Source organism: Streptomyces sp. NPDC053541, from assembly GCF_044544705.1.
GTDB lineage: Bacteria > Actinomycetota > Actinomycetes > Streptomycetales > Streptomycetaceae > Streptomyces.
The window spans coordinates 438,162-460,170 of sequence record NZ_JBITXM010000007.1; the positions used below are offsets into that span (position 1 = coordinate 438,162).

Consider the following 22,009-nt stretch of genomic DNA (forward strand, 5'->3'; position numbering starts at 1 on the left):
GCCGTGTCGGCGCAGCACCACCCTCGGCTTTTCCGCGCGTGCCGACCCCCGCAGGTCCACCCCTGGCGCGCGCGGCACAGCACTTCCCTCACCCGCGCGAGCGACCCCTCGCGCACGCGTTCACCTCCCCGCGCCCGTCCTCGGGCCGTCTTCGGGCCGTCCTCAGGCCGGGCTCAGGCCTCCGGCCGGGCCCGCTCCACCACCGCGCCCAGGTCGAGCGTGTGCGGCAGCGTCCCGAACGCCGCCCCCCAGCCCCCGCCGAGCCGCGACGCGCAGAACGCGTCCGCCACCTCCGCCGGCGCCCACCGCACGAGCAGCGCCCCCTGCAGCACCCGCGCCATGCGCTCCGCGAGCCGCCGGGCCCGCGCCTCGATGCCCTCCAGATCCGCCAGCTCCGTCAGCAGGTCCCGGATCGCCCGGTCGAGCCGGTGGTCCGCGCCCCGGGCCCGCCCCACCTCCGTCAGGAACGCGTCCAGCGCCGCCGGTTCCCTCTGCAGCGCCCGCAGCACGTCCAGCGCCTGCACGTTCCCCGCGCCCTCCCACAGCGAGTTCAGCGGCGACTCGCGCAGCAGCCTCGGCAGCCCCGACTCCTCCACGTACCCGTTCCCGCCCAGGCACTCCAGGGCCTCCGCGACCACCGGCGTGCACCGCTTGGTCACCCAGTACTTCGCCACCGGCACCGCGATCCGCAGCAGCGCCCGCTCGCGCGGATCCCGCGCCTCCTGCGCGTCGTACGCCGCCGCGAGCCGCATCCCGAGCACCGTCGCCGCCTCCGACTCCAGCGCCAGATCGGCCAGCACGTTGCGCATCAGCGGCTTGTCGACCAGCAGGCCGCCGAACGCCCGGCGGTACGAGGCGTGGTGCACGGCCTGCGCCACCGCCTGCCGCATCAGTGCCGCAGAGCCGAGCACGCAGTCCAGCCGGGTCGCCGCCACCATCCCGATGATCGTGTGGACCCCGCGCCCCTCCTCGCCGACCCGGCGGGCCCAGGTCGACCCGTCGAACTCGACCTCGGCCGAGGCGTTGGACCGGTTGCCCAGCTTGTCCTTGAGCCGCTGGATCGCGAACGCGTTCCGCGTGCCGTCCGGCAGCACCCGCGGCACCAGGAAGCAGGTGAGGCCTCCCGGCGCCTGCGCCAGCACCAGGAAGGCGTCCGACATCGGCGCCGAGCAGAACCACTTGTGCCCCGTCAGCACGTACTCGCCGGCGTCCCCGCCGCCCCCGGCGGCGGACAGCGGACGGGCCTGGGTGGTGTTCGCCCGCACGTCGCTGCCGCCCTGCTTCTCCGTCATGCCCATCCCGAGCAGCACACCGGTCTTCTCCAGCGGCGGCCGCAGCCCCTGCTCGTACACCCGCGAGGTGACCAGCGGCTCCCACACCGCCGCCAGCTCCGGCTCCGCGCGCAGCGCCGGCACCGCCGCGTGGGTCATCGACAGCGGACAGCCGTGCCCCGCCTCCACCTGCGAGGCCAGCAGGAAGCCCGCCGCCCGCCGCACATGACCACCCGGACGGCCCCACGCGCCGGTGAGCCCCGCGCCCACCGCCCGGCCGAGCAGCCGGTGCCAGGCCGGATGGAACTCCACCTCGTCGATCCGGTTTCCATAGCGGTCGTGGGTCCGCAGACGCGGCGGATGCTCGTTCGCGAGCCGCCCCCACTCCTGGGCCTGCGCGGAGCCCGCCGAGACCCCGAACGCGGACAATTCCGCCCGGGCCTCCTCGGCCGCCTCCGGGGGCAGATGGCGGGCCACCGCCTCCGCCAGGGCCCGATCGGTCGCGAACAGGTCGTATTCCACCAGGGGCGGAGCCTGGTTGGTCACGGTGTGGGTGCCGGCTGCCATGCCGATACGGTAAGGAGGTGCAGGCAGCAAACGAAACACCCGAAAGGCCCGAGCGGCGGCCCTGGAGCAAGCTCCACCGCGCGCGCGTCCTCTACCGCAACGTCTCCAAGCGGAAGATGGTCTGGCTGCTCCTGAAGGACACGGTCAACTCGTGCATCGAGTACCGCATCCTCGGCCTCGCCGCCGAGGCCGCCTTCTTCACCCTGCTCTCCCTGCCGCCCCTGCTGCTCGGCCTCATCGCCCTCCTCGGCTACGCCGACGAGTGGACCAACACCAACACCGTGGCCAGCATCGAGGAGAACATCCTGCACGCCGCGGGGACCGTCCTGTCCGACCGCGGCGTCCGCGAGATCGCCCGCCCGCTCCTGGAGGACGTCACCCGGGGCAAACGCCCCGACCTGATCTCCCTCGGCTTCGCCATCGCCCTGTGGTCCGGCTCCCGCGCGGTCAACGTCTTCATCGACACCATCACGGTGATGTACGGACTCGACGGGCACCGCGGCATCGTCAAGACCCGGCTGCTCGCCTTCCTGCTCTACATCATCGCCCTGATCATCGGCGCCGTCGTGCTGCCGCTCGCCGTCGTCGGCCCCGACCGCCTCGTCGAACTGGTCCCCTGGGGCACCGAGGTCGTCTCGGTCCTCTACTGGCCGACCGTCATCCTGCTCTCCATCGCCTTCCTGACCACGCTCTACCACGTGTCCGTCCCGGTCCGCTCCCCGTGGATCGAGGACATCCCCGGCGCCCTGGTCGCCCTCGCCATGTGGGTGCTCGGCAGCTTCCTGCTGCGCATCTACCTCACCAGCCAGGTCGAGGGCCCCACCATCTACGGCTCCCTCGCCGCCCCCATCGCCGTCCTCCTCTGGATCGGCATCTCGGCCTTCGCCGTCCTCGTCGGCGCCGCCGTCAACGCCGCCATCGACCGCGTCTGGCCCTCCGTCGCCACCGCCGCCGCCCGCGAGGCCAACGAACGCGCCCGCGCCGCCCAGGCCGCCGACCTCGTCGCCCGGCTGCGCGCCGAGGCCGACGACGTGGACGAGGACGACCCCGACATGCCCTCCGAGTTCCCGGAACGCTGGTCGCGGTTCCTGCCCCCGGACGACGTGAAGTCCCGGCTGCACGCGGGGTGGGAGAAGGACACGTAGCAGCGGGGAGCGCCCGGGCTGCCGGGCGAGCCGCGAGGTGCGCCGACTCCCGGGCGCGCGCCCGGCCGCCCGGCCTACCCTGGACCGGTGTACGAGGAACGGCCCGCGCGGCTCGCCGGAGCCTTCGTGTGGCGGCGGGACACCGGGACGGCCGCAGGCCCCGGGACCCGGCCGGTGCTGCCCGACGGTTGCATGGACCTGATCTGGGCGGACGGCCGGCTGCTCGTCGCCGGCCCGGACACGACGGCGTACGTGCCCCGGGACCCCGCCGCGCACTACGCCGGGGTGCGGTTCGCACCGGGCGAGGCGCCCGGCGTGCTCGGGGTCGAGGCGAGCGCGCTGCGCGACCGGCGGGTCGACCTCGCCGAGCTCTGGGGCGCCCGGGCGGCCCGCGGGCTCGCCGACCGGGTGAGCGGGGCGCCCGACCGGGCCGCCGCGCTGGAGGAACTCGTGCTGCGCCGGGCGGCCGAGGCGCCCGCGCCCGACCCGCTGCTGCGGGCCGTCGTCGCCCGGCTGCGGGCCGGCCGACCGGTCGGCGCCACCGCCGACGAACTCGGCATCGGCGCCCGGCAGCTGCACCGGCGCTCCCTGGCCGCCTTCGGGTACGGCCCGAAGACGCTCGCCCGCATCCTGCGGCTGCGCCGCGCCCTCGCCCTCGTCACGTCCGGCGTGCCGGCCGCCGAGGCCGCCGGCCGGGCCGGCTGCGTGGACCAGGCGCACCTGGCCCGCGAGATGCGGGCGCTGACCGGGCTGACCGTCGGCGGTTACGTGGCGGGGCCCCGGTCCGCGTAGAGCGACACGCCCGTCCCGTCGGGGTCGAGCACGACCGCGTACCGCTGCCCCCAGACCGCGTCCCACGGCTTCAGGTGCCCGCGGTGGCCGGCCGCCGTCAGCTTCTCGTACACCGCGTCCACCTGCGCCGGACCCGCGCAGCGGAAGGCCAGGGCGACCCGCTCGCCGCCGCCCGGCGGCCGGGTCCACGACGGGTCGAAGGAGCGCACGACGTCCTCGGTGTCCCACAGCACCCGCATCCCGCCGGGCAGCGCGAGCTCCACGTGCGGCGCGCTCTCGGCGCCCGCCGGGAGGTCGAGGCCGAGCAGCCGGTAGAAGGCGAGGGAGGCGCCCATGTCGGCGGTGACGATGCCGATCACGTCGAGCCGGGGCGCGGGGGCGGGGGCGGGGACGGTGCGGTCGGCGTTCGTGTCCGTGTCCGTGCTCGTGTTTGTGCTCGTGTTCGTATTCGTGTGCGTGTCCGTGTTCATGCGGGCACGCTAAGCGGGCCGGGGGAGGGGCGTCTTGTACGGATCGGACACGGGCGGGGAGCACGGGTGGTGGGTGTGCCCGGTGGTGCCGGGTGTGCCTGGTGGTGCTGACACCAGGTCCGGCACACACTCCCGGGGTGCGGGGCCGGGAGCGAGGGTGGCGGCATGGAACCACAGCACGCCGCTTCCGACGCGGGAACCCGCACCACGCTCGTCACGGGTGCCACCTCCGGCATGGGCCGCGACCTGGCGCTCGCGCTCGCCGCGCACGGCGGCACCCTCCTGCTGCACGGCCGGGACGCCGGCCGGCTGGACGCCGTCGCCGCCGAGGTCCGCGCCGCCCACCCCGGCACCGCCGTCCGCACGTACCGCGCCGACCTGTCCGACCTCGACCAGGTGCACGCGCTCGCCGACCGGGTCCGCGCCGCCGAACCGCACCTCGACGGGCTCGTGCACAACGCGGTGGCCGGCGGCGGCTCGCGCCCCCTCGTCCGCGAGCTGAGCGCCCAGGGCCACGAACTGCGCTTCGCCGTCAACCACCTCGCCCCGTACGCCCTCACCCGCGGTCTGCTGCCGCTGCTCACCGCCTCCGCGCCCGCCCGGGTGGTGAACGTCGCCAGCATCGGGCAGGAGGAGATCGACTTCGACGACGTCATGCTGGAGCGGGACTACGAGGGCCTGCGCGCCTACTGCCGCAGCAAACTGGCCCTGATCATGGGCACGTTCGACCTGGCGGAGGAGCTGGCCGGCACCGGCGTCACGGTCAACGCGCTGCACCCGGCCCACCTCATGGACACCCCCGGGGTGCGCGCCTACGGCCTCGCGCCCGCCGTCGGCACCGACGAGGGCGTCCGTCCGACCCTGGGCCTGCTCCTCGACCCCGGGCTCGCCGGCGTCACGGGCCGCTACTTCGACCGCTTCACCGAAGCGCGCGCCCACGCGCAGGCCTACGACCCGGCGGCGCGGGCCCGGCTGCGGGAACTGACGGAGCGTCTGACGCCGCGCCGGGCGGCGGTGGACCGGCGCGAATAAATGCGTGGCGCGCCCGGGAGGGCATCGCTACGGTGGGGACACCACGAAGGGAGCGGCGCGGAAGAGCTGCGCCGCCGAGCCTCGTGCCCGTGACCAGGAGGTGTGTGACCGATGGCTGTCGTTGCGAAGGGCCGTGCCCTCAACCAGATGCTCGTCCACCCCACTTCCGTGGCCACCGGCTGATCCTTCCTTTCACGCGCTGCGGTACGCAGCCGCCGGGGCCACCCTTCGAAGGGTCTCCCCTTGTCTCTGCTGTCCTCCTCCCGTTCCTCCCACTCCGCTCTGCTCGCCTACGGCTGGGACGACGACTGGGCCGCGGCCTTCGCCCCCTACGCGGCGCAGGGCCTGCTGCCCGGTCGCGTCCTCCGGGTCGACCGGGGCCAGTGCGACGTCGTCACGCCCGAGGGCGTCGTGCGCGCCGACACCGCGTTCGTCGTGCCGCACGACCCGCTGCGGGTGATCTGCACCGGCGACTGGGCCGCCGTCGACCCCGAGGACGCCGGCGATCCGCGCTACGTCCGCGCCTGCCTGCCGCGCCGCACCACCTTCGCCCGCTCCACCTCCTCCAAGAGGTCCGAGGGGCAGGTCCTCGCGGCCAACGTGGACCACGCGATCATCACCGTCTCGCTCGCCGTCGAGCTCGACCTCGGACGCATCGAGCGCTTCCTGGCGCTCGCCTGGGAGTCGGGCGCGCAGCCGCTCGTCGTCCTCAGCAAGGCGGACCTGGTGCCCGACGCGGTCGGTCTGTCGTACCTCGTCGAGGACGTCGAGACCGTCGCCCCCGGGGTGCAGGTGCTGCCGGTCAGCGCCCTGACCGGGGACGGGCTCGACGTGCTGCACGCGATCACCGCGGGCGGTACGAGCGTGCTGCTCGGCGTCTCCGGCGCCGGCAAGTCCACCCTCGCCAACACCCTGCTCGGCACGGACGCGATGGAGGTGCAGGCCACCCGCGACATGGACGGCAAGGGCCGGCACACCACCACCACCCGCAACCTCTTCGTGCTCCCCGGCGGCGGCGTGCTCATCGACACCCCCGGCCTGCGCGGCGTCGGCCTGTGGGACGCCGAGGCGGGCGTCGGCCAGGTCTTCGCCGAGATCGAGGACCTCGCCGCCGAGTGCCGCTTCCACGACTGCGCGCACGAGTCCGAACCCGGCTGTGCCGTCACCGCCGCCATCGCCGACGGCACCCTCCCGGAACGCCGCCTCGACAGCTACCGCAAGCTCCTCCGCGAAAACCAGCGCCTCGTCGCCAAGACCGACGCCCGCCTCCGCGCCGAAATCCTGAAGGACTGGAAGCGCAAGGGCGCGGAGGGCCGCGCGGCAATGGACCTGAAGCGCGGCCGCATGCGGTGAGGGGGCGGGCCCGGCGGGCCCGGCCCGCCTTGCCCCCCGGGGGGGGACTTGACCCTCCGGGCCCGCCCCGTAGGGCCCGGCTTCCCGGCCCAGGAGGCCCGCCTGCCGGCGGGGCCTGGGCCTGCCCGCTGGCGGGGCCTGTGCCTGGGCCTGCGGCGGGCCGGCTTGCCCGGCCCGGCCGTTGCGGGCCGGGACCCGGTAGGGCGGGCAAGCCCGCCGGGCTTGCCCCGGGGGGACCGGGGACTTGAGCCTCCGGGCCGCGCCCCGGAGGGCGCGTTTTCCCGGCCCAGGGGGCCCGCCCGCCGCCGGGTTTGCCGGGGCCCTGCGGGCCCGGCCGGTCTTGCTCTTGAGGATCGGGGGCTTGACCCTCCGGGCCGCGCCCCCGGCGGGCCGGGCGTGCCCGGCCCCGGAGGCCCGACCGCTGGCCGGGGCCGGGTACGCGGGCCTCCTGGCCGCGTCTTGGAAGGCGCAGGTACCCGGTCCGGGGCGTTACCTGGGCCTCCGCGAGGGCGGACGTGGCCGCACGGCGTACGGCCGGGTCGGAGTCGGACAGGGCCGCCAGATGTCCCGGGACGTCCGCCGCCCGGCCGTAGGCGTGGTACAGGCCGGCCCAGTCGGTCGGCGGCGGGATGCTCACGGGTCGCGAGCCTAGCAACGTCGCCCCGCCTCCGTGTCCGAATCCCGCCAGTCGAGGCGGCGCCCGTCCCGCACACTGGGGGCATGGCGGACACGGAGAGCGTGCAGCACACGCGGCTGCTCGACGAGGAGACGCGCTACCAGGCGGTCAGCAGCCGGGACGCGCGGTTCGACGGGGTGTTCTTCTTCGGGGTGGCGACCACCGGGATCTACTGCCGGCCGAGCTGCCCGGCCGTCACGCCCAAGCGGCGGAACGTGAGCTTCTTCCCGAGCGCCGCCGCCGCCCAGGGGCACGGCTACCGGGCGTGCCGGCGGTGCCGGCCGGACGCCGTGCCCGGGTCGGCCGAGTGGAACGTGCGGGCCGACGTGGTCGGGCGGGCCGTGCGGATGATCGGGGACGGGGTGGTGGACCGGGAGGGGGTGCCCGGACTCGCGGCGCGGCTCGGGTACAGCGCCCGGCAGGTGCAGCGGCAGCTCACCGCCGAGCTCGGCGCCGGGCCGGTCGCGCTGGCCCGGGCGCAGCGGGCGCACACCGCGCGGCTTCTGCTGCAGACCACCGGCCTGCCGGTCACCGAGATCGCGTTCGCGTCCGGCTTCGCGAGCGTGCGGCAGTTCAACGACACCATCCGCGCCGTCTACGCCCGCACCCCCACCGAGCTGCGCGCCGAGTCCGGCACCGGCACCGGCGCGGGCCCCCGCACCGCGCTCGCCGCCGGGGTGCCGCTGCGGCTCGCCCACCGGGGGCCGTACGCGCGGCGGGAGGTCTTCGACCTGCTCGCCGCGGAGGCGCTGCCCGGCGTCGAGGAGGTCGTCGGCGCGCCCGGCGCCCGCACCTACCGGCGCACCCTGCGCCTCCCGTACGGCACCGGGATCGTCTCCGTCGACGAACGCGCCCAGGGCCGCGGCAACGGCACGGACGGCGGCTGGCTGGACGCCCGGATCCACCTCACCGAGCTGCGGGACCTCACCACCGCCGTGCAGCGCCTGCGCCGCCTCCTCGACCTGGACGCCGACCCGTACGCCGTCGCCGAACGCCTCGGCGCGGACCCGGCGCTCGCCCCCGAGGTCGCCGCCCGCCCGGGCGTGCGCTCCCCGGGCGCGGCCGAGCCGGAGGAGTTCGCGCTCCGCACCCTCCTCGGCCCCGCCGAGGCCGCGCGGGTCGCCGAGGACCGCGGCACGCCGCTGGAGACCCCCTGCGGCACGCTGACCCACGTCTTCCCCGAGCCCGCCGCGCTCACCGCCCACCCCGTCGCGGGCCCGCTGGCCGCCGCGCTCGCCGACGGCACCGTCCGGCTCGACCCCGGCGCGGACCGTACGGCCTCCGCGGCCGCCCTGACCGCCGTACCCGGGGTGGGACCCGAGGCCGTCGCGGTCATCCGCACCCGCGCGCTCGGCGACCCGGACGTCCCGGCCCCGGGCCTCCCGGACCATCCGTCCTGGCGCCCCTGGCGCTCGTACGCCGCCCGCTACCTGCGCCCCGCGGCGGCCCCGACCACCTGAGCCCGAAATCCGACTAGCCCCAGATCACCGCCCCCGCCCACGCCCCCGCGACCAGCAGACAGGCGAACAGCTCCACCAGCACGCTCGTGCCCGCCGCACGCATCACCGTGCGGGTGGCCGCGCGGGCCTGGCCGTGGCCGCCGAGGCGGAGGCGCTCCGAGAGGTACACGCCGCCGACGAAGCCGGGGATCGCGCCGAGCACCGGGACCAGGAAGAAGCCGAGGAGCGCGCCGATCCCCGCGTACGCCACCATCCGCCGGGTGATCCCGACGCCCCGGAAGCGGCGCGGCGGCAGCTGCCAGACCACGACCTGGGTGAGCAGCAGCAGGCCGGTCGAGGACACCAGCAGGATCCAGGCGAGGCCGGTCTGCTCGTGCAGCGCCCACCACAGCATCGCCGCCCACACCAGCCAGGTGCCCGGCACGCCGGGCGTCAGCACCCCGAACAGGCCGAGCAGCATCACCATCGCGATCAGCAGGAGCTGCCACACACCCATTGGCCCAGCGTGCAGGACGGGCGGTGTCCTCGCAGGTCAAGCGGGCGGACGGGCGACGCGCACGGGCCCGGTGCGGGCGCGTGCCGATCAGTCCGCCGCCACCGGGATCGCCGCCGCCACCAGGTGCCGCTCCTTGCGGCTGATCAGCGGGAAGATCAGCTTCAGCCGGGTCTCGCTGTGCGGCGAGGACAGCACGAACGAGGAGTTCAGGACCCGCTCCCGGATCTCCGAGCGGTACAGGTGCTCCCGCTGGATCGTCATCAGGTGCGCCACCGGCTTCGCGAACGTCGGGTCCGCCCGGAAGACGAACAGCCGCCGGTCGGTCATCGCCAGATAGTGCGGCACCGGGGTCGGGATCACCGTCATCGCGCCGCCGCTCGCGATCGCCGAGGCGACGCCGAACGCCGCCGTGCGCCGCACCGACACGGTGCTCAGGCCCACGATCGTCGTGACCTCGACCCGCTCCCCGGGCTCCAGCATCGGGGTGACGGTGTCCAGCAGGGCGCGGCGGCGCCTTCCGTTCATGTGCGCTACTCCAGAGGGGTGACGGGATCGACCGGCGCACACCCTGCCACACGCCCCCGGCTCACCGACGCCCCACCCACCCCTTCTCGTACGCGTGCCAGCCCAGCTGCAGCCGGGTCGTCACCCCGGCCAGCTCCATCAGGCCCTTCACCCGCCGCTGTACGGTCCGCAGCCCGAGGTCCAGCTGCTTGGCGACGCTCGCGTCGGTCATCCCGGCGAGCAGCAGGCTGAGGATCTCCAGGTCGGTCGGGTCCGGGCCCGGCACCTCGTCCTCGGTGATCTGGGCGCCCGCGCCGAGCCGCAGCGGCAGGGCGTCGCGCCACACCGACTCGAAGAGGCCCATCAGCGATTCGAGGAGTCCGCTCGCGTGCACCACCAGCGCGGCCGGCTCGGCGCCCCGGCCGGTCAGCGGCACCATCGCGAGCGTCCGGTCCGCCACCACCAGTTTGGTCGGCACCCGGTCCACCACCCGGATCCGCTCGTGCCGGCCGAGCGCCGCGGCCAGCTCCACCAGGCCGTTCGGCTGGGACATGACCTCCCGCTCGATCACCACCCGGTAGCGCACCCCGCGCTCGGCGGCCAGCGCCTCGGCGTCGTTCTCCACCCCGGAGACCGCGATCGGCTTGCCGGTGACCAGCGCGCACACCTCCTCGGTGGCGCCGAGCTGGAGCTGGAGGAAGCGGTGGGTGACCGCTCCGGCGCCGGTCACGACCTCGACCAGGTCGTGCACCACCGGCTCGGTGGCCTCGGCCCGGTACTCCTGCGCGAGCAGCGCCGCCGCCAGCTCGGCCTGGTCCAGCTCGTGCCGCTGCTGGGTGAGGAGGGCGCCGAGGGCCACTCCCGGCGGGGCCGCGACCCACCGTCCGGTCCGGGCGGAGGACTGCGCGGCCAGCCCCTGGGCCTCCAGGCGGCGCAGTGCCCGCTCGGTGTCGGGCTCCGGCAGGGCGAGCCGGTGGGCCAGGTCGGAGACCTCGGCCGCGCCCATGGCGACCAGGGCGCGGTAGGCGGACTCCTGCCGCTCGTCGAGACCTATCGCTGCCAGCATCGCTGTCCCACCCCTCGCGCGGACGTCCCGGAACCGGTCCGTCCGGAAGGTCCGGACGGCGGCCCTCGGACGCATTCGTTCCGTCGGTGCTCTGGCGGGAATCGGCCACGGCGCATTCCCGCCTCGCCCATCCTGCCTGCACCACCCTCACCTCTGCCAATGTGGCGCCACCGCAGCACCAACAGCCTCCGGACATGGGCGCCTTATGCCCTTTTGCGCTGATGCCCTCATGTCCGGATTCAGATGGGGAGAGCGATGCGTCCGATTTCGCGTACGGCCCTGGGGGCGGCGACCGCCGCCGTCCTCGCCGTCACCGCGGTCGCCGGAACCGCGGCCGCCGCGCCGCAGGACACCGGGGCGGCCGGCGGCCGGACCCCGGTCGGCGGCGAGGCCACCCGCACCGGCGGCCGGCAGCCCGTCACCGTCAGCCTCGTGACCGGCGACCGGGTCGTCGTCACCACGGACGCCGCCGGCGACCCGGCGGCCACGGCGCTGCCCCGCGAGGACGGCACCGTGCCCTTCGTCCAGACCCGCCGCTCCGGCCGGGACCTCTACGTCTACCCCGAGCGCGCCACCACCGCGCTCGCCGCCGGCCGCGTGGACCCCGAACTCTTCAACGTCACCGGACTGATCCGGCAGGGCTACGACGACGCCTCCACGGCCACCCTGCCGCTCATCGCCGTCTACGGCACCGACCTCGCGACCGCCCGCTCGGTCCCCGCCGCCCCGCGCGGCGCCACCCGCGGCACCGTCCTGAAGACCGTCGACGGCGTCGCCCTCAAGGCCGACAAGAAGCGGACCGCCGACTTCTGGGCCGACCTGAACGGCCCGGCCGCGCGCTCCACCGGCGGACTGAAGAAGCTGTGGCTCGACCGCAAGGTGCGCGCCACCCTGGAGCGCTCCACCGCCCAGGTGCACGCCCCCGAGGCCTGGGCCGCCGGCTTCGACGGCACCGGCACCACGGTCGCCGTCCTCGACACCGGCGCCGACGCCGAACACCCCGACCTCCAGGGCCGTATCGCCGCCCAGCAGAACTTCACGGACTCCGACACCACCGGCGACCGCCAGGGCCACGGCACCCACACCCTCTCCACCGTCGGCGGCTCCGGCGCCGCGAGCGGCGGAAAGAAGAAGGGCGTCGCGCCCGGCGCCCGGCTGCTCAACGGCAAGGTCCTCAACGACGGCGGCTCCGGCGCCACGTCGTGGATCATCGCCGGCATGGAATGGGCCGTCGCGCAGGGCGCCGACGTCGTCTCCATGAGCCTCGGCGACCCCTCGCAGACCGACTGCTCCGACCCGATGAGCACCGCCACCGAGGAACTCGCCCGCAGCACCGACACCCTGTTCGTGATAGCCGCCGGCAACACCGGCCCCGGCGGCAACACCGTCTCCGCCCCCGGCTGCGCGCCCGGCGCGCTCACCGTCGGCGCCGTCGACCGCGACGACTCCACCGCCTCCTTCTCCAGCCGCGGCCCGACGGCCAACGCCGCCCACACCCTCAAGCCGGAGATCGCCGCACCCGGCGTCGGCATCTCCGCCGCCGCGGCCGGCGGCCGGGGCGTCTACGCCTACCAGTCGATGTCCGGCACCTCGATGGCCACCCCGCACGTCGCCGGCGCCGCCGCCGTCCTCAAGCAGCGCCACCCCGACTGGACCGCCCAGCGGATCAAGGCCGCGCTGGTGTCCTCCGCCGACAGCGGCGTCCCCGGCGACGCCCGCGAGACCGGCGGCGGCCGCCTCGACGTCCGCGCCGCCACCCTGCAGAGCGTCCTCGGCGCCCCCGCCGTCCAGGCCGGCGGCTACGGCTGGCCCCAGGTCAAGGAGGACCGCGCCACGGTCGCCGTCCCGTACACCAACACCGGCGACCGGCCCGTCACCCTCTCCCTCGCCGTGGAGCGGGTCACCGGCAACGACGGCTCCGCCGTCCGCTCCGGCATCGCCCGCCTCGGCCGGAGCAGCGTCACCGTCCCGGCCGGCGCCACCGTCGAGGTCCCGCTGACCGTCGACCCGACCGCCCGCCTCCAGCGCGCCCAGTACGGTGACATCACCGGCCGGGTGGTCGCCACCGGCCCCGGCGGCGCGCACGTCTCCACCCCCTTCGCGCTGTACGTCGAGCCCGAGACCGTCACCCTGCGCGTGAAGTTGATCGACCGTCAGGGCGAGCCCGCCGCCGGCGCCTCCTCGCTCGACGTCATCGGCACCGACGACGCCTCCGGCGAGCGCCGCTTCAACGACGGCGCCCCCGAGCAGGTCTACCGCCTGCGCGCCGGCAGCTACTTCCTCTCCTCCTTCGTCACCACCCCCGACCCCGGCGAGGGCGCCACGCTGAACGACTCGATCAGCTACCTCGGCCGCCCGCAGGTCGAGTTGCGCAAGGACACCACGCTCGTCCTCGACGCCCGCCGGGCCCACCGGCTGTCCGTCCGCACCGACAAGCCGGGCGAAGTGCGCGGCGCCACCCTCGCGTTCGCCCGCTCCTGGGACGACACCTGGCTGCACGCCGGCACCGCGGCCGGACCGCGCACGATCCGCGGCTACTACGCCGACGTCGAAGGCCGCGCCGAGGACGGGGAGTTCGAGTTCGGCAGCTACTGGCGCACCGCCGCCCCGCAGATCACCGAGCTGACCGCGCACGACGCGACGGGCACCCTCGCCCTGCACCCGTACACCGGTTCCACCGGCTCCGACAACCTCGACGGCACCGGCGGCGCGCCCCTCGTCGACGCCGGCACCGGCACCCCCGCCGAACTGGCCGCCGCCCAGGTCAAGGGCAAGGTCGCGCTCGTCCGGCTGCCCGATGACAGCACCTCCTCGGTCACCGTCGCCCGCAACGCGAAGGCGGCCGGCGCCCTCGCCGTCCTCGCCCACCACACCGCACCCGGCCGCTGGTACCCGTCCGCCGGCTTCGGCAGCGCCGGACTTCCCGTCCTCGCCGTCGAGTCCGCCGAGGCCACGGCCCTGCTCGGCCGGCTCGCCGCCGGCGAGGTCCGCCTCTCGTGGCGGGCCACCGCCAAGAGCCCCTACCTCTACAGCCTCGCCTTCCCCGAGACCGGGCCCGTCCGCGACGCCCGCTCCTACCGGGTCCGCGACGCCGAACTGGGCAGCACCCGCTCCACGTACACCGCCATGGGCGTCGCCAACGACTTCCTCGACTTCACCTCCGCGCACCGCCCCAGCGGCGCCTCGGTCGGCTTCGCCGGCCTGGAGACCGTCCCCGCCCCCGGCACCCGCACGGAGTACCACACGCCCGACGGCACCGTCTGGGACAAGATGCTCTGCTCCAGCTTCCCGTTCGGCGAGTTCATGATCGGCACCCCGCACGCCTACCGCGAGGGCGAACGGCGCACCGAGAACTGGTACGACGGCGTCATCGCCCCCACCGCCCCGCGCGACGCGACCGGCGCCCCGGTGCTCGTCTCCGAGCGGCAGGGCGACCTGATCGGCTTCGCCGACGCCATGTGGGGCGACGGCACCCACCACGGCGAGGCCGGCTCCTTCGGCGACATCGGCAACCTGGTGCTCCGCAGGGGCGACGAGGAGATCGGCCGCAGCGCCTGGCCGTTCGGCGTCTTCGAGGTGCCCTCCGAGGAGGCCTCGTACACCCTCGAACAGAACGTCATGAAGATGTCCAGCAAGGTGTGGAACCGCTCCACCGCCGTCAACTCCGTCTGGAAGTTCACCTCCAAGCGGGACGAGAACGTCTACTCTCAGGGCATCCCGATCCTCTTCCCCCGGTACGACCTTCCGGAGGACGGGCTCAAGACCCTCGCCGCCGCCGACAACCAGCGGATCGGCCTCACCGTGACGGGTCACGCGGGATACACCCCCGCCGCGCTCTCCTCGGTCGCGCTCTCCTACTCCTACGACGGGGGCACGACCTGGACCGCGGCACCGGTCTCCCGACAGGGCGACGCCTGGACCGCGACCGTGCACCACGCGGGCGCCGCCGGCCGCCAGGTCACCCTGAAGACCGAGATGACGGACGCCCACGGCAACTCCGTCACCCAGACCGTGGTCCGCGCTTACGACGTGCGCTGACCACGCCGGTCCGCCGGGCGTCCTTCCCGTGGGGGGTGGGGCCGCCCGGCGGACCACCCTTTCGGCCCAGTCCTTTTCGCGATGTCCCGTTTTCTGACGCCCTGTGCGGTGGACAATAAGGGCATGACTCAGCAGGGGGACACCAACTGGTGGGACAAGCTGTACGACGAGGACGCGCAGGACACCGGACCCGCGCCCACGCCGGACAGCCTCGACGAGCGCTACGACTCCGCCGCGGCGACCACGACCGAGCTCCCGGCCCCGGCCCCGCCGCCGGAGCCCCCGCCCGCGCCCCCGGCCCAGGCAGCCGGCCAGGCCGACCGGGACCCGCGCCTGACCGCCCCGCCGACGCGGCCCGAGCGCGTGCCCGAGCCCGGGGAGCCCGAGGGCGAGAAGACCGTCGCCGACCCCGCACCCGCGCCGCCGCCCACCCCCACCCTCCAGGTCCCCGCGCCCCGGCCCCGTACCGGACACGTCGGCACCCGGCCGCCCACCTACGACCCCGAGCCGACCCACCTGCCCGCCGCACGCCCCGGCGAACTCGACGCGCTCGTCGCCGACACCGCGCTCGACGGCGCCCGCTACGGCGGCTACACCCTGCGCGCCGCCTCCGTCCGCGGCGACTCCGCCCGCTTCCGCGGCGAACCCCGCAGGGACGCCCTGCTCACCGCCCGCTTCGGACACGACGAGGCCGCCCTCGTGCTCGTCGCCGTCGCCTCCGGACAGCGCGGATCCGACCACACCCACCTCGCCGCCGCCGACGCCTGCCGCTGGATCGCCGAGTCCGTCGGCCGCAGCCACGCCCGGCTCTCCGAGGACATCCGGGCCGGCCGCCGCGGCGACCTCAAGTCCGGACTGCACCGGCTCACCGCCCGCACCTACGGCAAGCTGCGCTCGCGCGCCGCCGAACGGGACCTCGACCCCGAGGAGTACACGGCGGGCCTGCGCTGCCTGCTGCTCACCGCCGACCCCGAGTGCCGCACCCGGATCTTCTTCGGCATCGGCACCGGCGGCCTGTTCCGGCTCCGCGACGGCTCCTGGCAGGACATCGAACCGCTGCTCCCCGAAGCCACCGCGACCGTCGGCGCCCCCGTCGTCGGCTTCGGCTCCCCGCCCCCGCCCCGCGCCCGGATCATCGGCGATCCCGAGGACCTCGCCGGGCCCACCGGCCCTGACCTGCCCGAGGCCGGGGAGGGCGGCGACCGGCTCACCCTGCGGCTCGGCGTCGCCGACGCCCCGGGCCGCCCCTTCGTCGAGGACCCCCTGCCGCCCGCCGAACCGTTCCGCTTCCGGGCCTCCGTCGCCCGCCCCGGCGACACCCTGCTGCTCGCCTCGCCCGGCCTGGCCGAGCCCATGCGCGGCGAACCCGCCCTCGCCCACGAACTCGCCGCCCGCTGGTCCGCCGGCGACCCCCCGGGCCTCGCCGCCTTCCTCGCCGACACCCAGCTCCGCGTCACCGGTTACGCCGACGACCGCACCGCCGTCGCCGTCTGGGAGGCGTAATCCGACCGCCGCCCAGGAGGCACAACCCCGACGCCCGTGGGTTGATGGACCCATGGCCAAACAGAACGTCGCAGAACAGTTCGTCGACATCCTCGTGCGGGCGGGCGTCCAGCGCCTCTACGGCGTGGTCGGCGACAGTCTGAACCCCGTCGTCGACGCCATCCGCCGCAACGGCGCCATCGACTGGATCCAGGTGCGGCACGAGGAGACCGCCGCGTTCGCGGCCGGCGCCGAGGCCCAGATCACCGGCCGGCTCGCCGCCTGCGCCGGCTCCTGCGGCCCCGGCAACCTCCACCTCATCAACGGCCTCTACGACGCGCACCGCTCCATGGCCCCGGTGCTCGCCCTCGCCTCGCACATCCCGTCCAGCGAGATCGGCCTCGGCTACTTCCAGGAGACCCACCCCGACCAGCTGTTCCGCGAGTGCAGCCACTACAGCGAGCTGATCTCCAACCCGCGCCAGATGCCCCGGCTGCTGCAGACCGCCATCCAGCACGCCATCGGCCAGGGCGGCGTCAGCGTGGTCTCGCTGCCGGGCGACATCGCCGCCCAGCAGGCCCCCGAGAAGGCCGCCCAGAGCGCGCTCGTCACCTCCCGGCCCACCGTGCGCCCCGGCGACGCCGAGATCGACGCCCTGGTGCGGATGATCGACTCCGCCGACCGGGTGACGCTGTTCTGCGGCAGCGGCACCGCCGGCGCGCACGCCGAGGTCATGCAGTTCGCCGAGCGGGTCAAGTCGCCCGTCGGCCACGCTCTGCGCGGCAAGGAATGGATCCAGTACGACAACCCGTACGACGTCGGCATGAGCGGACTGCTCGGCTACGGCGCCGCCTACGAGGCCACCCACGAGTGCGACCTGCTGATCCTGCTCGGCACAGACTTCCCGTACAACGCCTTCCTGCCCGACGACGTGAAGATCGTCCAGATCGACGTGCGGCCCGAACGGCTCGGCCGGCGCTCCACGCTGGACCTCGCCGTCTGGGGCGACGTCCGCGAGACCCTGCGCTGCCTCATCCCCCGGGTCCGCGCCAAGACCGACCGGCGCTTCCTGGACAAGATGCTCAAGAAGCACGCCGACGCCCTGGAGGGCGTGGTCAAGGCCTACACCCGCAAGGTCGACAAGCACGTGCCGATCCACCCCGAGTACGTGGCCTCCGTGCTCGACGAACTCGCCGACGACGACGCCGTCTTCACCGTCGACACCGGCATGTGCAACGTGTGGGCCGCCCGCTACCTCACCCCCAACGGGCGCCGCCGGATCATCGGCTCCTTCAGCCACGGCTCCATGGCCAACGCCCTGCCGCAGGCCATCGGCGCCCAGTTCACCGACCGCGGCCGGCAGGTCGTGTCGATGTCCGGCGACGGCGGATTCGCCATGCTCATGGGCGACTTCCTCACCCTCGTCCAGTACGACCTGCCGGTGAAGGTGGTCCTGTTCAACAACTCCTCGCTCGGCATGGTCGAGCTGGAGATGCTCGTCGCCGGACTGCCCTCGTACGGAACGACCAACAAGAACCCCGACTTCGCCGCCCTCGCCCGGGCCGCCGGCGCCTACGGCGTACGGGTCGAGAAGCCCAAGCAGCTCGCGGGCGCCCTCAAGGACGCCTTCAAGCACAAGGGCCCGGCGCTCGTGGACGTGGTCACCGACCCCAACGCGCTCTCCATCCCGCCCCGGATCAGCGCCGAGATGGTCACCGGCTTCGCCCTGTCCGCCAGCAAGATCGTGCTCGACGGCGGCGTGGGCCGGATGCTCCAGATGGCCCGCTCCAACCTGCGCAACGTGCCCAGGCCGTAGAAACCGCCGCCGTCAGCCCCTTTCTGCCGGTCAGGTGAACGACTTGGCCAGCGCTGCGACCTGCTTGAGGTCCTTGATTTCCTCTGTCGAGGAGCCGCGCCGCACGAAGACGCGGTCTCCCAGGTAGGTGAGGTCACTCTGGCCGGGGATGAGGACGCGGATGACCGACGTGCCCTTGTACTCGATCGTGTCGATGCCGGAAAGCAGCTGGGTCGCGAGCGGTTCGCTGATCGGTTGCTGGGACAGCTTCGTCACGAACCGCTGGACGTAGGTGTCCAAGGTCATCTTCTTGGCATGTGCCTCCCGGTCGACACCGACGACGCTGTGCGGTCCCACGCCTATCGGCTCGATGCCATCCAGCTCCCGGATGCGTCGCGCATCGCTCTCTTTGTCGGCCACGCCGATGAAGAGATAGCCCTCCGTACGGGGCTTGACGTTCGCGATGGCGCAGATGGTCTCCGCCAGCCTCCCGGTCAGGCTGCCGTCCCATGTTCGCTGCCCGTCCAGGCGGAGAAGTCCCTGCTTGAACTCGTAGCGGCTCGTCTCGATCCTCGACCTGCGGAGTGAGTTCTCGAAGTCCAGCGCCAGACCGGGGCCGTGCCCGAAGGCTGGGGGAGTCTTTTCGACGAAGTAGCGTTGGATCAACCCGGTGATCGTGTCGATGTTCGACACCCGGTCCTCGGTTGAGGTGTAGTGGCGAGCGCTCTTCAACCGGGGCCCGATACCGCGCAAGGCGCTGACGATCGAAGCGTAGTCCTCGGGAGACTTCTGCTGGCGCACGACCAGGTCGAAGAAGGACATGAAGAGGGCGTAGAACGGTGTCCGGATGGGGTTGCCGCCCGGGCGCACGAGGTTGCGGAGGCCGTTGGGGGAGGGAAGCTCCGCGTCCACGACTTCGGACAACACGGAGAAGGTCGCCTGGATCTCTTCCTCGAGCCGGCGGACCCCGTACGCGGCCAGGCTCCGTTCGATGCGCTTGTGCTTCTCACTCTGGCCGTCGTAGATCTCGTCGAACTCCTCCTTGCTGGCGGGGAAAGGGTTGTCCAGCAGGATAGAGGCGGCGATGTCGGCGACCATCTGTTCGTCGTCGCCTTCTCGCAGCTGCTTCACGTTGAGAATGCCGTGCCGGATCCAGAGGGTGTCCTCTGCCTTGACGCCGTACCGCTGCTTCTCGCGCGCTGACTCGATGGAGATGCTCGGCATGTCGTGCAGGAGCAGGACGTCATCCGAGACGTCGCCGCGAAGCGAGCTCGCCATGGTCCTGACCAGCTCGGAGAAGGGGTTCAGCATTCCCGCCTGACGCTTCTCCTGGGCGCTCAGCTGACGACCGTTCGAATTGATCCTGCTGAAGACGTCGGTGATCTGCTGTTCCGTCTGCGTGGGAAAAATTGTGACTGCCAGCTGGTAGTCCAACAGGTTGGCGCACTTCTCGGCCGGGAGGAGAGTCGTGACGTGCACCGGTTCGAACGCACCGGCGTCCGCTGCCTGACGGGCACGTGCGCTCTGGCTCAGGTCGAAGTAGTAACCGTCGTAGTCGTACTTCTGCTCGATGAACGAGAAGATCGCGTCCAGGCGCTGCATCCCGTCGATGATCTCGTACTTGCCGCTCCCGTGGATCTCGGGGCGCTCCGCGAGCAGGATCAGGGGGATGGGGTAGCCGTCGAGGATGCTGTCGATCAGAAGTTGCTTCTCGGCGACAGACCAGACGAGTTTCCGCTGATAGCGCCGGTTCACGAGCAGTGCGTCGTCGCGATACAGGCGGTACGCCTCCTGGACGCTCATTCCCCGAGGGGTGATGGAGACGTGCATCTCGTTGGCCAACTGAATCTCCGGTTGAAGGCGATCGAGTACGTGGATGGTGCGCGGTCCGGAGCGGCAGCAGTGCCGAAGGGAGCGCCGATCCAGGACCGGGTGAACGAAGCTGCGCATTGCACCAAGCTGCGTCCGGTGCCAGCTGTAGACGCATTTCTCACGGCTTGCACTCTTGTCGAGCGCAGTGTGTCAGGTTCTGTGGAGAGGCCGTCTCGGCTCGAGCCGGCCCCACCGCGGCCCGGCGGGCGGGATGAATGCCGCCCTGCCGGTGGGGCATGCATCCCCGTGAGCCTGTTCGACGCGACGACGGGGTGGGGGATATGGCCGGGGAGGCGCAACAGCCGACTCAGTTGCTCAGAAAGGTGGGATGCGCGGATCTCACCGCCGTACCGGAGGTGCGACATGCCTTGCGCGAGATGCTGGGAACGTGGGGCGGGCCGGGCGCCACCGACGTCGCCGAACTCCTCACCAGCGAGCTGGTGACCAACGCCCTGGTCCACACCGAGCACGGCGCGGTCGTCACCGCCACCGTGCTCCCCGAGCACCTCCGGGTCGAGGTCCGGGACTTCGTGCCCGGACTCAGCCGCCCGCCCGTACCGCACGCCGACGACGGTACGCACGGGCGCGGACTCGTCCTGGTCCAGGCCCTCGCCGACTCATGGGGGGTGGAGAACCAGGGCGCGGGCAAGGTGGTCTGGTTCGAACTGAACGGCGGGGCCGCCTGAGGAAGTCCTCGGGCGGCCCCGCCGTCGACGGTCCGCTGCTCAGCCGAACTGCTGCTCCAGGTCCGCGAGTTTGCGTTCCAGGGAGTCCAGGCGCGGCAGTGCCTGGGTGTCGTCCTCGGCGGTGAGGTCCACCGTCCGGGACTCAGCCGGGCGCGGCTCAGCGCCCTTCACGGCTTGCAGGGAGGGCCGGGGCCGAAGCGGCAGCTGTCCGGGGTCGGCTATGGCGGGCTCCGCGACGGCGGCCTGCACCGGCCCCGCCGCGGAGCCCACACCGCCCACACCGCCCGCGCCCAGCGCGGCCACGTCGACCTGGCGCCCGCCGCGACCGAAGGCCCGGTGCTGCCGGTTCATGGCCTTCAGGCGCGCCCGGTCCAGCTTGGCCTGCTCGCGCCGGCGGATCCGGTTCTGCTCCTTCTCCCGCCGGTCCTCGCGCACCTCGTCCACGGCCTCGTCCAGGGTCCGCACGCCCTCCAGGAGCATCAGCGACCAGGCGCCGAAGGTCTCCCGGGGCGCCCGCAGCCAGCGGACCATCCGGATCTGCGGCAGCGGCCTGGGGATCAGGCCCTGCTCGCGCAGCGCGGCCCGGCGGGTCTGCTTCAGGGCCCGGTCGAAGAGGACCGCGGCCGACAGGGACATGCCCGCGAAGAACTGCGGAGCGCCCGCGTGGCCCAGGCCGCGCGGCGCGTGCACCCAGTTGAACCAGGCCGCCGCCCCCGCGAAGGTCCACACCAGCAGGCGCGAGCCGAGCGCCGCGTCCCCGTGGCTGGCCTCGCGGACCGCGAGCACCGAGCAGAACATCGCGGCGCCGTCGAGGCCGAACGGGACCAAGTACTCCCAGCCGCCGGTGAGGTTGAGGTTCTGTCGGCCGAAGCCGACGAGCCCGTGGAAGGAGAGCGCCGCGGCGACCGCGGCGCAGCAGAACAGCAGGACGTAGGAGGCGGTGCCGTAGACGGCCTCCTTGCGGCGGCGGCGCTCCTCGCTGCGCTCCCAGGAGTCGTCGGCCGCGGCCTGCTCACCGGCGCGCTTCCCGCGCGCGAGCACCGCCACCGCCGTCAGGACTCCCGCCACCATCACGCCGCCCGGAAGCAGCCAGTCCAGCGATATGTCGGTCAGTCTCATGCGGTGTCCCTTTGTCTCGCAGAGAGGGCGATACGGCCGCCCATACTGGCCGACCGCGCACGGCGGCCACGGGGTTTCGGGACAAGAGCACGCCATCGGGGTCGCACGGCATACGAATAGGTGCGATCTGGTCGAACGGAAGCGCGAGGGCACCGAGCTGCGTTCGAATCCGACCACCCCTGCGG

At 73.8% G+C, this 22,009-nt stretch carries 16 protein-coding genes; 9 read left to right on the forward strand and 7 right to left on the reverse strand.

What is annotated here, in order from left to right; translation table 11 throughout:
- Positions 1–173: 173 nt before the first annotated feature.
- Positions 174–1,838 (reverse strand): acyl-CoA dehydrogenase family protein, encoded by a 1,665-nt coding sequence (locus tag ACIGW2_RS20480; RefSeq protein ID WP_399844867.1) that lies wholly within the window; start codon positions 1,836–1,838, stop codon positions 174–176.
- Between the two features lie 17 nt (positions 1,839–1,855).
- Here ACIGW2_RS20480 and ACIGW2_RS20485 point away from each other — a divergent pair, with 17 nt between their 5' ends.
- Together ACIGW2_RS20485 and ACIGW2_RS20490 are read left to right on the forward strand one after the other, a co-directional pair.
- The gene (locus ACIGW2_RS20485; protein WP_356067238.1) at positions 1,856–2,983 is read left to right on the forward strand and encodes a YihY/virulence factor BrkB family protein; all 1,128 of its coding nucleotides are present in this window, start codon (positions 1,856–1,858) and stop codon (positions 2,981–2,983) included.
- A gap of 87 nt (positions 2,984–3,070) precedes the next feature.
- Entirely contained in the window at positions 3,071–3,775 is a 705-nt protein-coding gene (locus ACIGW2_RS20490) for a helix-turn-helix domain-containing protein (protein WP_399844869.1), read from the forward strand.
- Here ACIGW2_RS20490 and ACIGW2_RS20495 read toward each other — a convergent pair.
- Entirely contained in the window at positions 3,748–4,110 is a 363-nt protein-coding gene (locus ACIGW2_RS20495; protein ID WP_399844938.1) for a VOC family protein, read from the reverse strand. The genes ACIGW2_RS20490 and ACIGW2_RS20495 overlap by 28 nt on opposite strands.
- Before the next feature lie 300 nt (positions 4,111–4,410).
- Here ACIGW2_RS20495 and ACIGW2_RS20500 point away from each other — a divergent pair, with 300 nt between their 5' ends.
- The 3 genes from ACIGW2_RS20500 (at position 4,411) to ACIGW2_RS20510 (ending at position 8,766) form a co-directional block, all read left to right on the forward strand.
- Positions 4,411–5,277, forward strand: a complete 867-nt coding sequence (locus ACIGW2_RS20500) for an SDR family NAD(P)-dependent oxidoreductase (protein WP_391653393.1) — start codon at positions 4,411–4,413, stop codon at positions 5,275–5,277.
- Positions 5,278–5,526: 249 nt separating this feature from the next.
- On the forward strand, positions 5,527–6,630 hold the full coding sequence (rsgA, locus tag ACIGW2_RS20505; protein WP_399844941.1) for a ribosome small subunit-dependent GTPase A: 1,104 nt from the start codon (positions 5,527–5,529) through the stop codon (positions 6,628–6,630).
- Positions 6,631–7,350: 720 nt separating this feature from the next.
- On the forward strand, positions 7,351–8,766 hold the full coding sequence (locus tag ACIGW2_RS20510) for a DNA-3-methyladenine glycosylase 2 family protein (RefSeq protein WP_391653391.1): 1,416 nt from the start codon (positions 7,351–7,353) through the stop codon (positions 8,764–8,766).
- A gap of 13 nt (positions 8,767–8,779) precedes the next feature.
- Here ACIGW2_RS20510 and ACIGW2_RS20515 read toward each other — a convergent pair whose 3' ends face one another.
- The 3 genes from ACIGW2_RS20515 to ACIGW2_RS20525 all read right to left on the reverse strand — a co-directional run bounded on the left by ACIGW2_RS20515 (position 8,780) and on the right by ACIGW2_RS20525 (position 10,832).
- The gene (locus ACIGW2_RS20515) at positions 8,780–9,262 is read right to left on the reverse strand and encodes a DUF456 domain-containing protein (protein ID WP_361581138.1); all 483 of its coding nucleotides are present in this window, start codon (positions 9,260–9,262) and stop codon (positions 8,780–8,782) included.
- An 87-nt stretch (positions 9,263–9,349) separates the two neighbouring features.
- Complete coding sequence (locus ACIGW2_RS20520) at positions 9,350–9,787, reverse strand: hypothetical protein (protein WP_391653390.1); 438 nt, start codon at positions 9,785–9,787, stop codon at positions 9,350–9,352.
- A 61-nt stretch (positions 9,788–9,848) separates the two neighbouring features.
- A complete protein-coding gene (locus ACIGW2_RS20525; protein ID WP_399844873.1) occupies positions 9,849–10,832 on the reverse strand; it encodes a helix-turn-helix domain-containing protein in 984 nt (327 codons plus the stop codon).
- A 255-nt stretch (positions 10,833–11,087) separates the two neighbouring features.
- Here ACIGW2_RS20525 and ACIGW2_RS20530 point away from each other — a divergent pair, with 255 nt between their 5' ends.
- The 3 genes from ACIGW2_RS20530 (at position 11,088) to ACIGW2_RS20540 (ending at position 18,168) form a co-directional block, all read left to right on the forward strand.
- On the forward strand, positions 11,088–14,870 hold the full coding sequence (locus ACIGW2_RS20530; RefSeq protein WP_399844875.1) for a S8 family serine peptidase: 3,783 nt from the start codon (positions 11,088–11,090) through the stop codon (positions 14,868–14,870).
- A gap of 123 nt (positions 14,871–14,993) precedes the next feature.
- Positions 14,994–16,373, forward strand: coding sequence for a protein phosphatase 2C domain-containing protein (locus tag ACIGW2_RS20535; RefSeq protein ID WP_399844880.1), 1,380 nt, complete (start codon positions 14,994–14,996; stop codon positions 16,371–16,373).
- Between the two features lie 52 nt (positions 16,374–16,425).
- The gene (locus ACIGW2_RS20540) at positions 16,426–18,168 is read left to right on the forward strand and encodes a pyruvate dehydrogenase (RefSeq protein WP_361581150.1); all 1,743 of its coding nucleotides are present in this window, start codon (positions 16,426–16,428) and stop codon (positions 18,166–18,168) included.
- A gap of 30 nt (positions 18,169–18,198) precedes the next feature.
- Here the strand turns inward: ACIGW2_RS20540 and ACIGW2_RS20545 are convergent, their stop codons facing one another.
- On the reverse strand, positions 18,199–20,097 hold the full coding sequence (locus ACIGW2_RS20545) for a DUF262 domain-containing protein (protein WP_399844882.1): 1,899 nt from the start codon (positions 20,095–20,097) through the stop codon (positions 18,199–18,201).
- 203 nt (positions 20,098–20,300) lie between these two features.
- Here ACIGW2_RS20545 and ACIGW2_RS20550 point away from each other — a divergent pair, with 203 nt between their 5' ends.
- On the forward strand, positions 20,301–20,705 hold the full coding sequence (locus tag ACIGW2_RS20550; RefSeq protein WP_391653387.1) for an ATP-binding protein: 405 nt from the start codon (positions 20,301–20,303) through the stop codon (positions 20,703–20,705).
- A 39-nt stretch (positions 20,706–20,744) separates the two neighbouring features.
- Here ACIGW2_RS20550 and ACIGW2_RS20555 read toward each other — a convergent pair whose 3' ends face one another.
- The gene (locus ACIGW2_RS20555; protein WP_391653386.1) at positions 20,745–21,824 is read right to left on the reverse strand and encodes a DUF2637 domain-containing protein; all 1,080 of its coding nucleotides are present in this window, start codon (positions 21,822–21,824) and stop codon (positions 20,745–20,747) included.
- Between the last annotated feature and the right edge of the window lie 185 nt (positions 21,825–22,009).

Bases quoted from the DNA above. Each gene is read 5' to 3' on its own strand.
- ACIGW2_RS20480 (WP_399844867.1), bottom strand. From the start codon at position 1,838: ATGGCAGCCGGCACCCACACCGTGACCAACCAGGCTCCGCCCCTGGTG.
- ACIGW2_RS20495 (WP_399844938.1), bottom strand. From the start codon at position 4,110: ATGGGCGCCTCCCTCGCCTTCTACCGGCTGCTCGGCCTCGACCTCCCG.
- ACIGW2_RS20500 (WP_391653393.1), top strand. From the start codon at position 4,411: ATGGAACCACAGCACGCCGCTTCCGACGCGGGAACCCGCACCACGCTC.
- ACIGW2_RS20510 (WP_391653391.1), top strand. From the start codon at position 7,351: ATGGCGGACACGGAGAGCGTGCAGCACACGCGGCTGCTCGACGAGGAG.
- ACIGW2_RS20515 (WP_361581138.1), bottom strand. From the start codon at position 9,262: ATGGGTGTGTGGCAGCTCCTGCTGATCGCGATGGTGATGCTGCTCGGC.
- ACIGW2_RS20520 (WP_391653390.1), bottom strand. From the start codon at position 9,787: ATGAACGGAAGGCGCCGCCGCGCCCTGCTGGACACCGTCACCCCGATG.
- ACIGW2_RS20525 (WP_399844873.1), bottom strand. From the start codon at position 10,832: ATGCTGGCAGCGATAGGTCTCGACGAGCGGCAGGAGTCCGCCTACCGC.
- ACIGW2_RS20530 (WP_399844875.1), top strand. From the start codon at position 11,088: ATGCGTCCGATTTCGCGTACGGCCCTGGGGGCGGCGACCGCCGCCGTC.
- ACIGW2_RS20535 (WP_399844880.1), top strand. From the start codon at position 14,994: ATGACTCAGCAGGGGGACACCAACTGGTGGGACAAGCTGTACGACGAG.
- ACIGW2_RS20540 (WP_361581150.1), top strand. From the start codon at position 16,426: ATGGCCAAACAGAACGTCGCAGAACAGTTCGTCGACATCCTCGTGCGG.
- ACIGW2_RS20545 (WP_399844882.1), bottom strand. From the start codon at position 20,097: ATGCGCAGCTTCGTTCACCCGGTCCTGGATCGGCGCTCCCTTCGGCAC.
- ACIGW2_RS20550 (WP_391653387.1), top strand. From the start codon at position 20,301: ATGGCCGGGGAGGCGCAACAGCCGACTCAGTTGCTCAGAAAGGTGGGA.
- ACIGW2_RS20555 (WP_391653386.1), bottom strand. From the start codon at position 21,824: ATGAGACTGACCGACATATCGCTGGACTGGCTGCTTCCGGGCGGCGTG.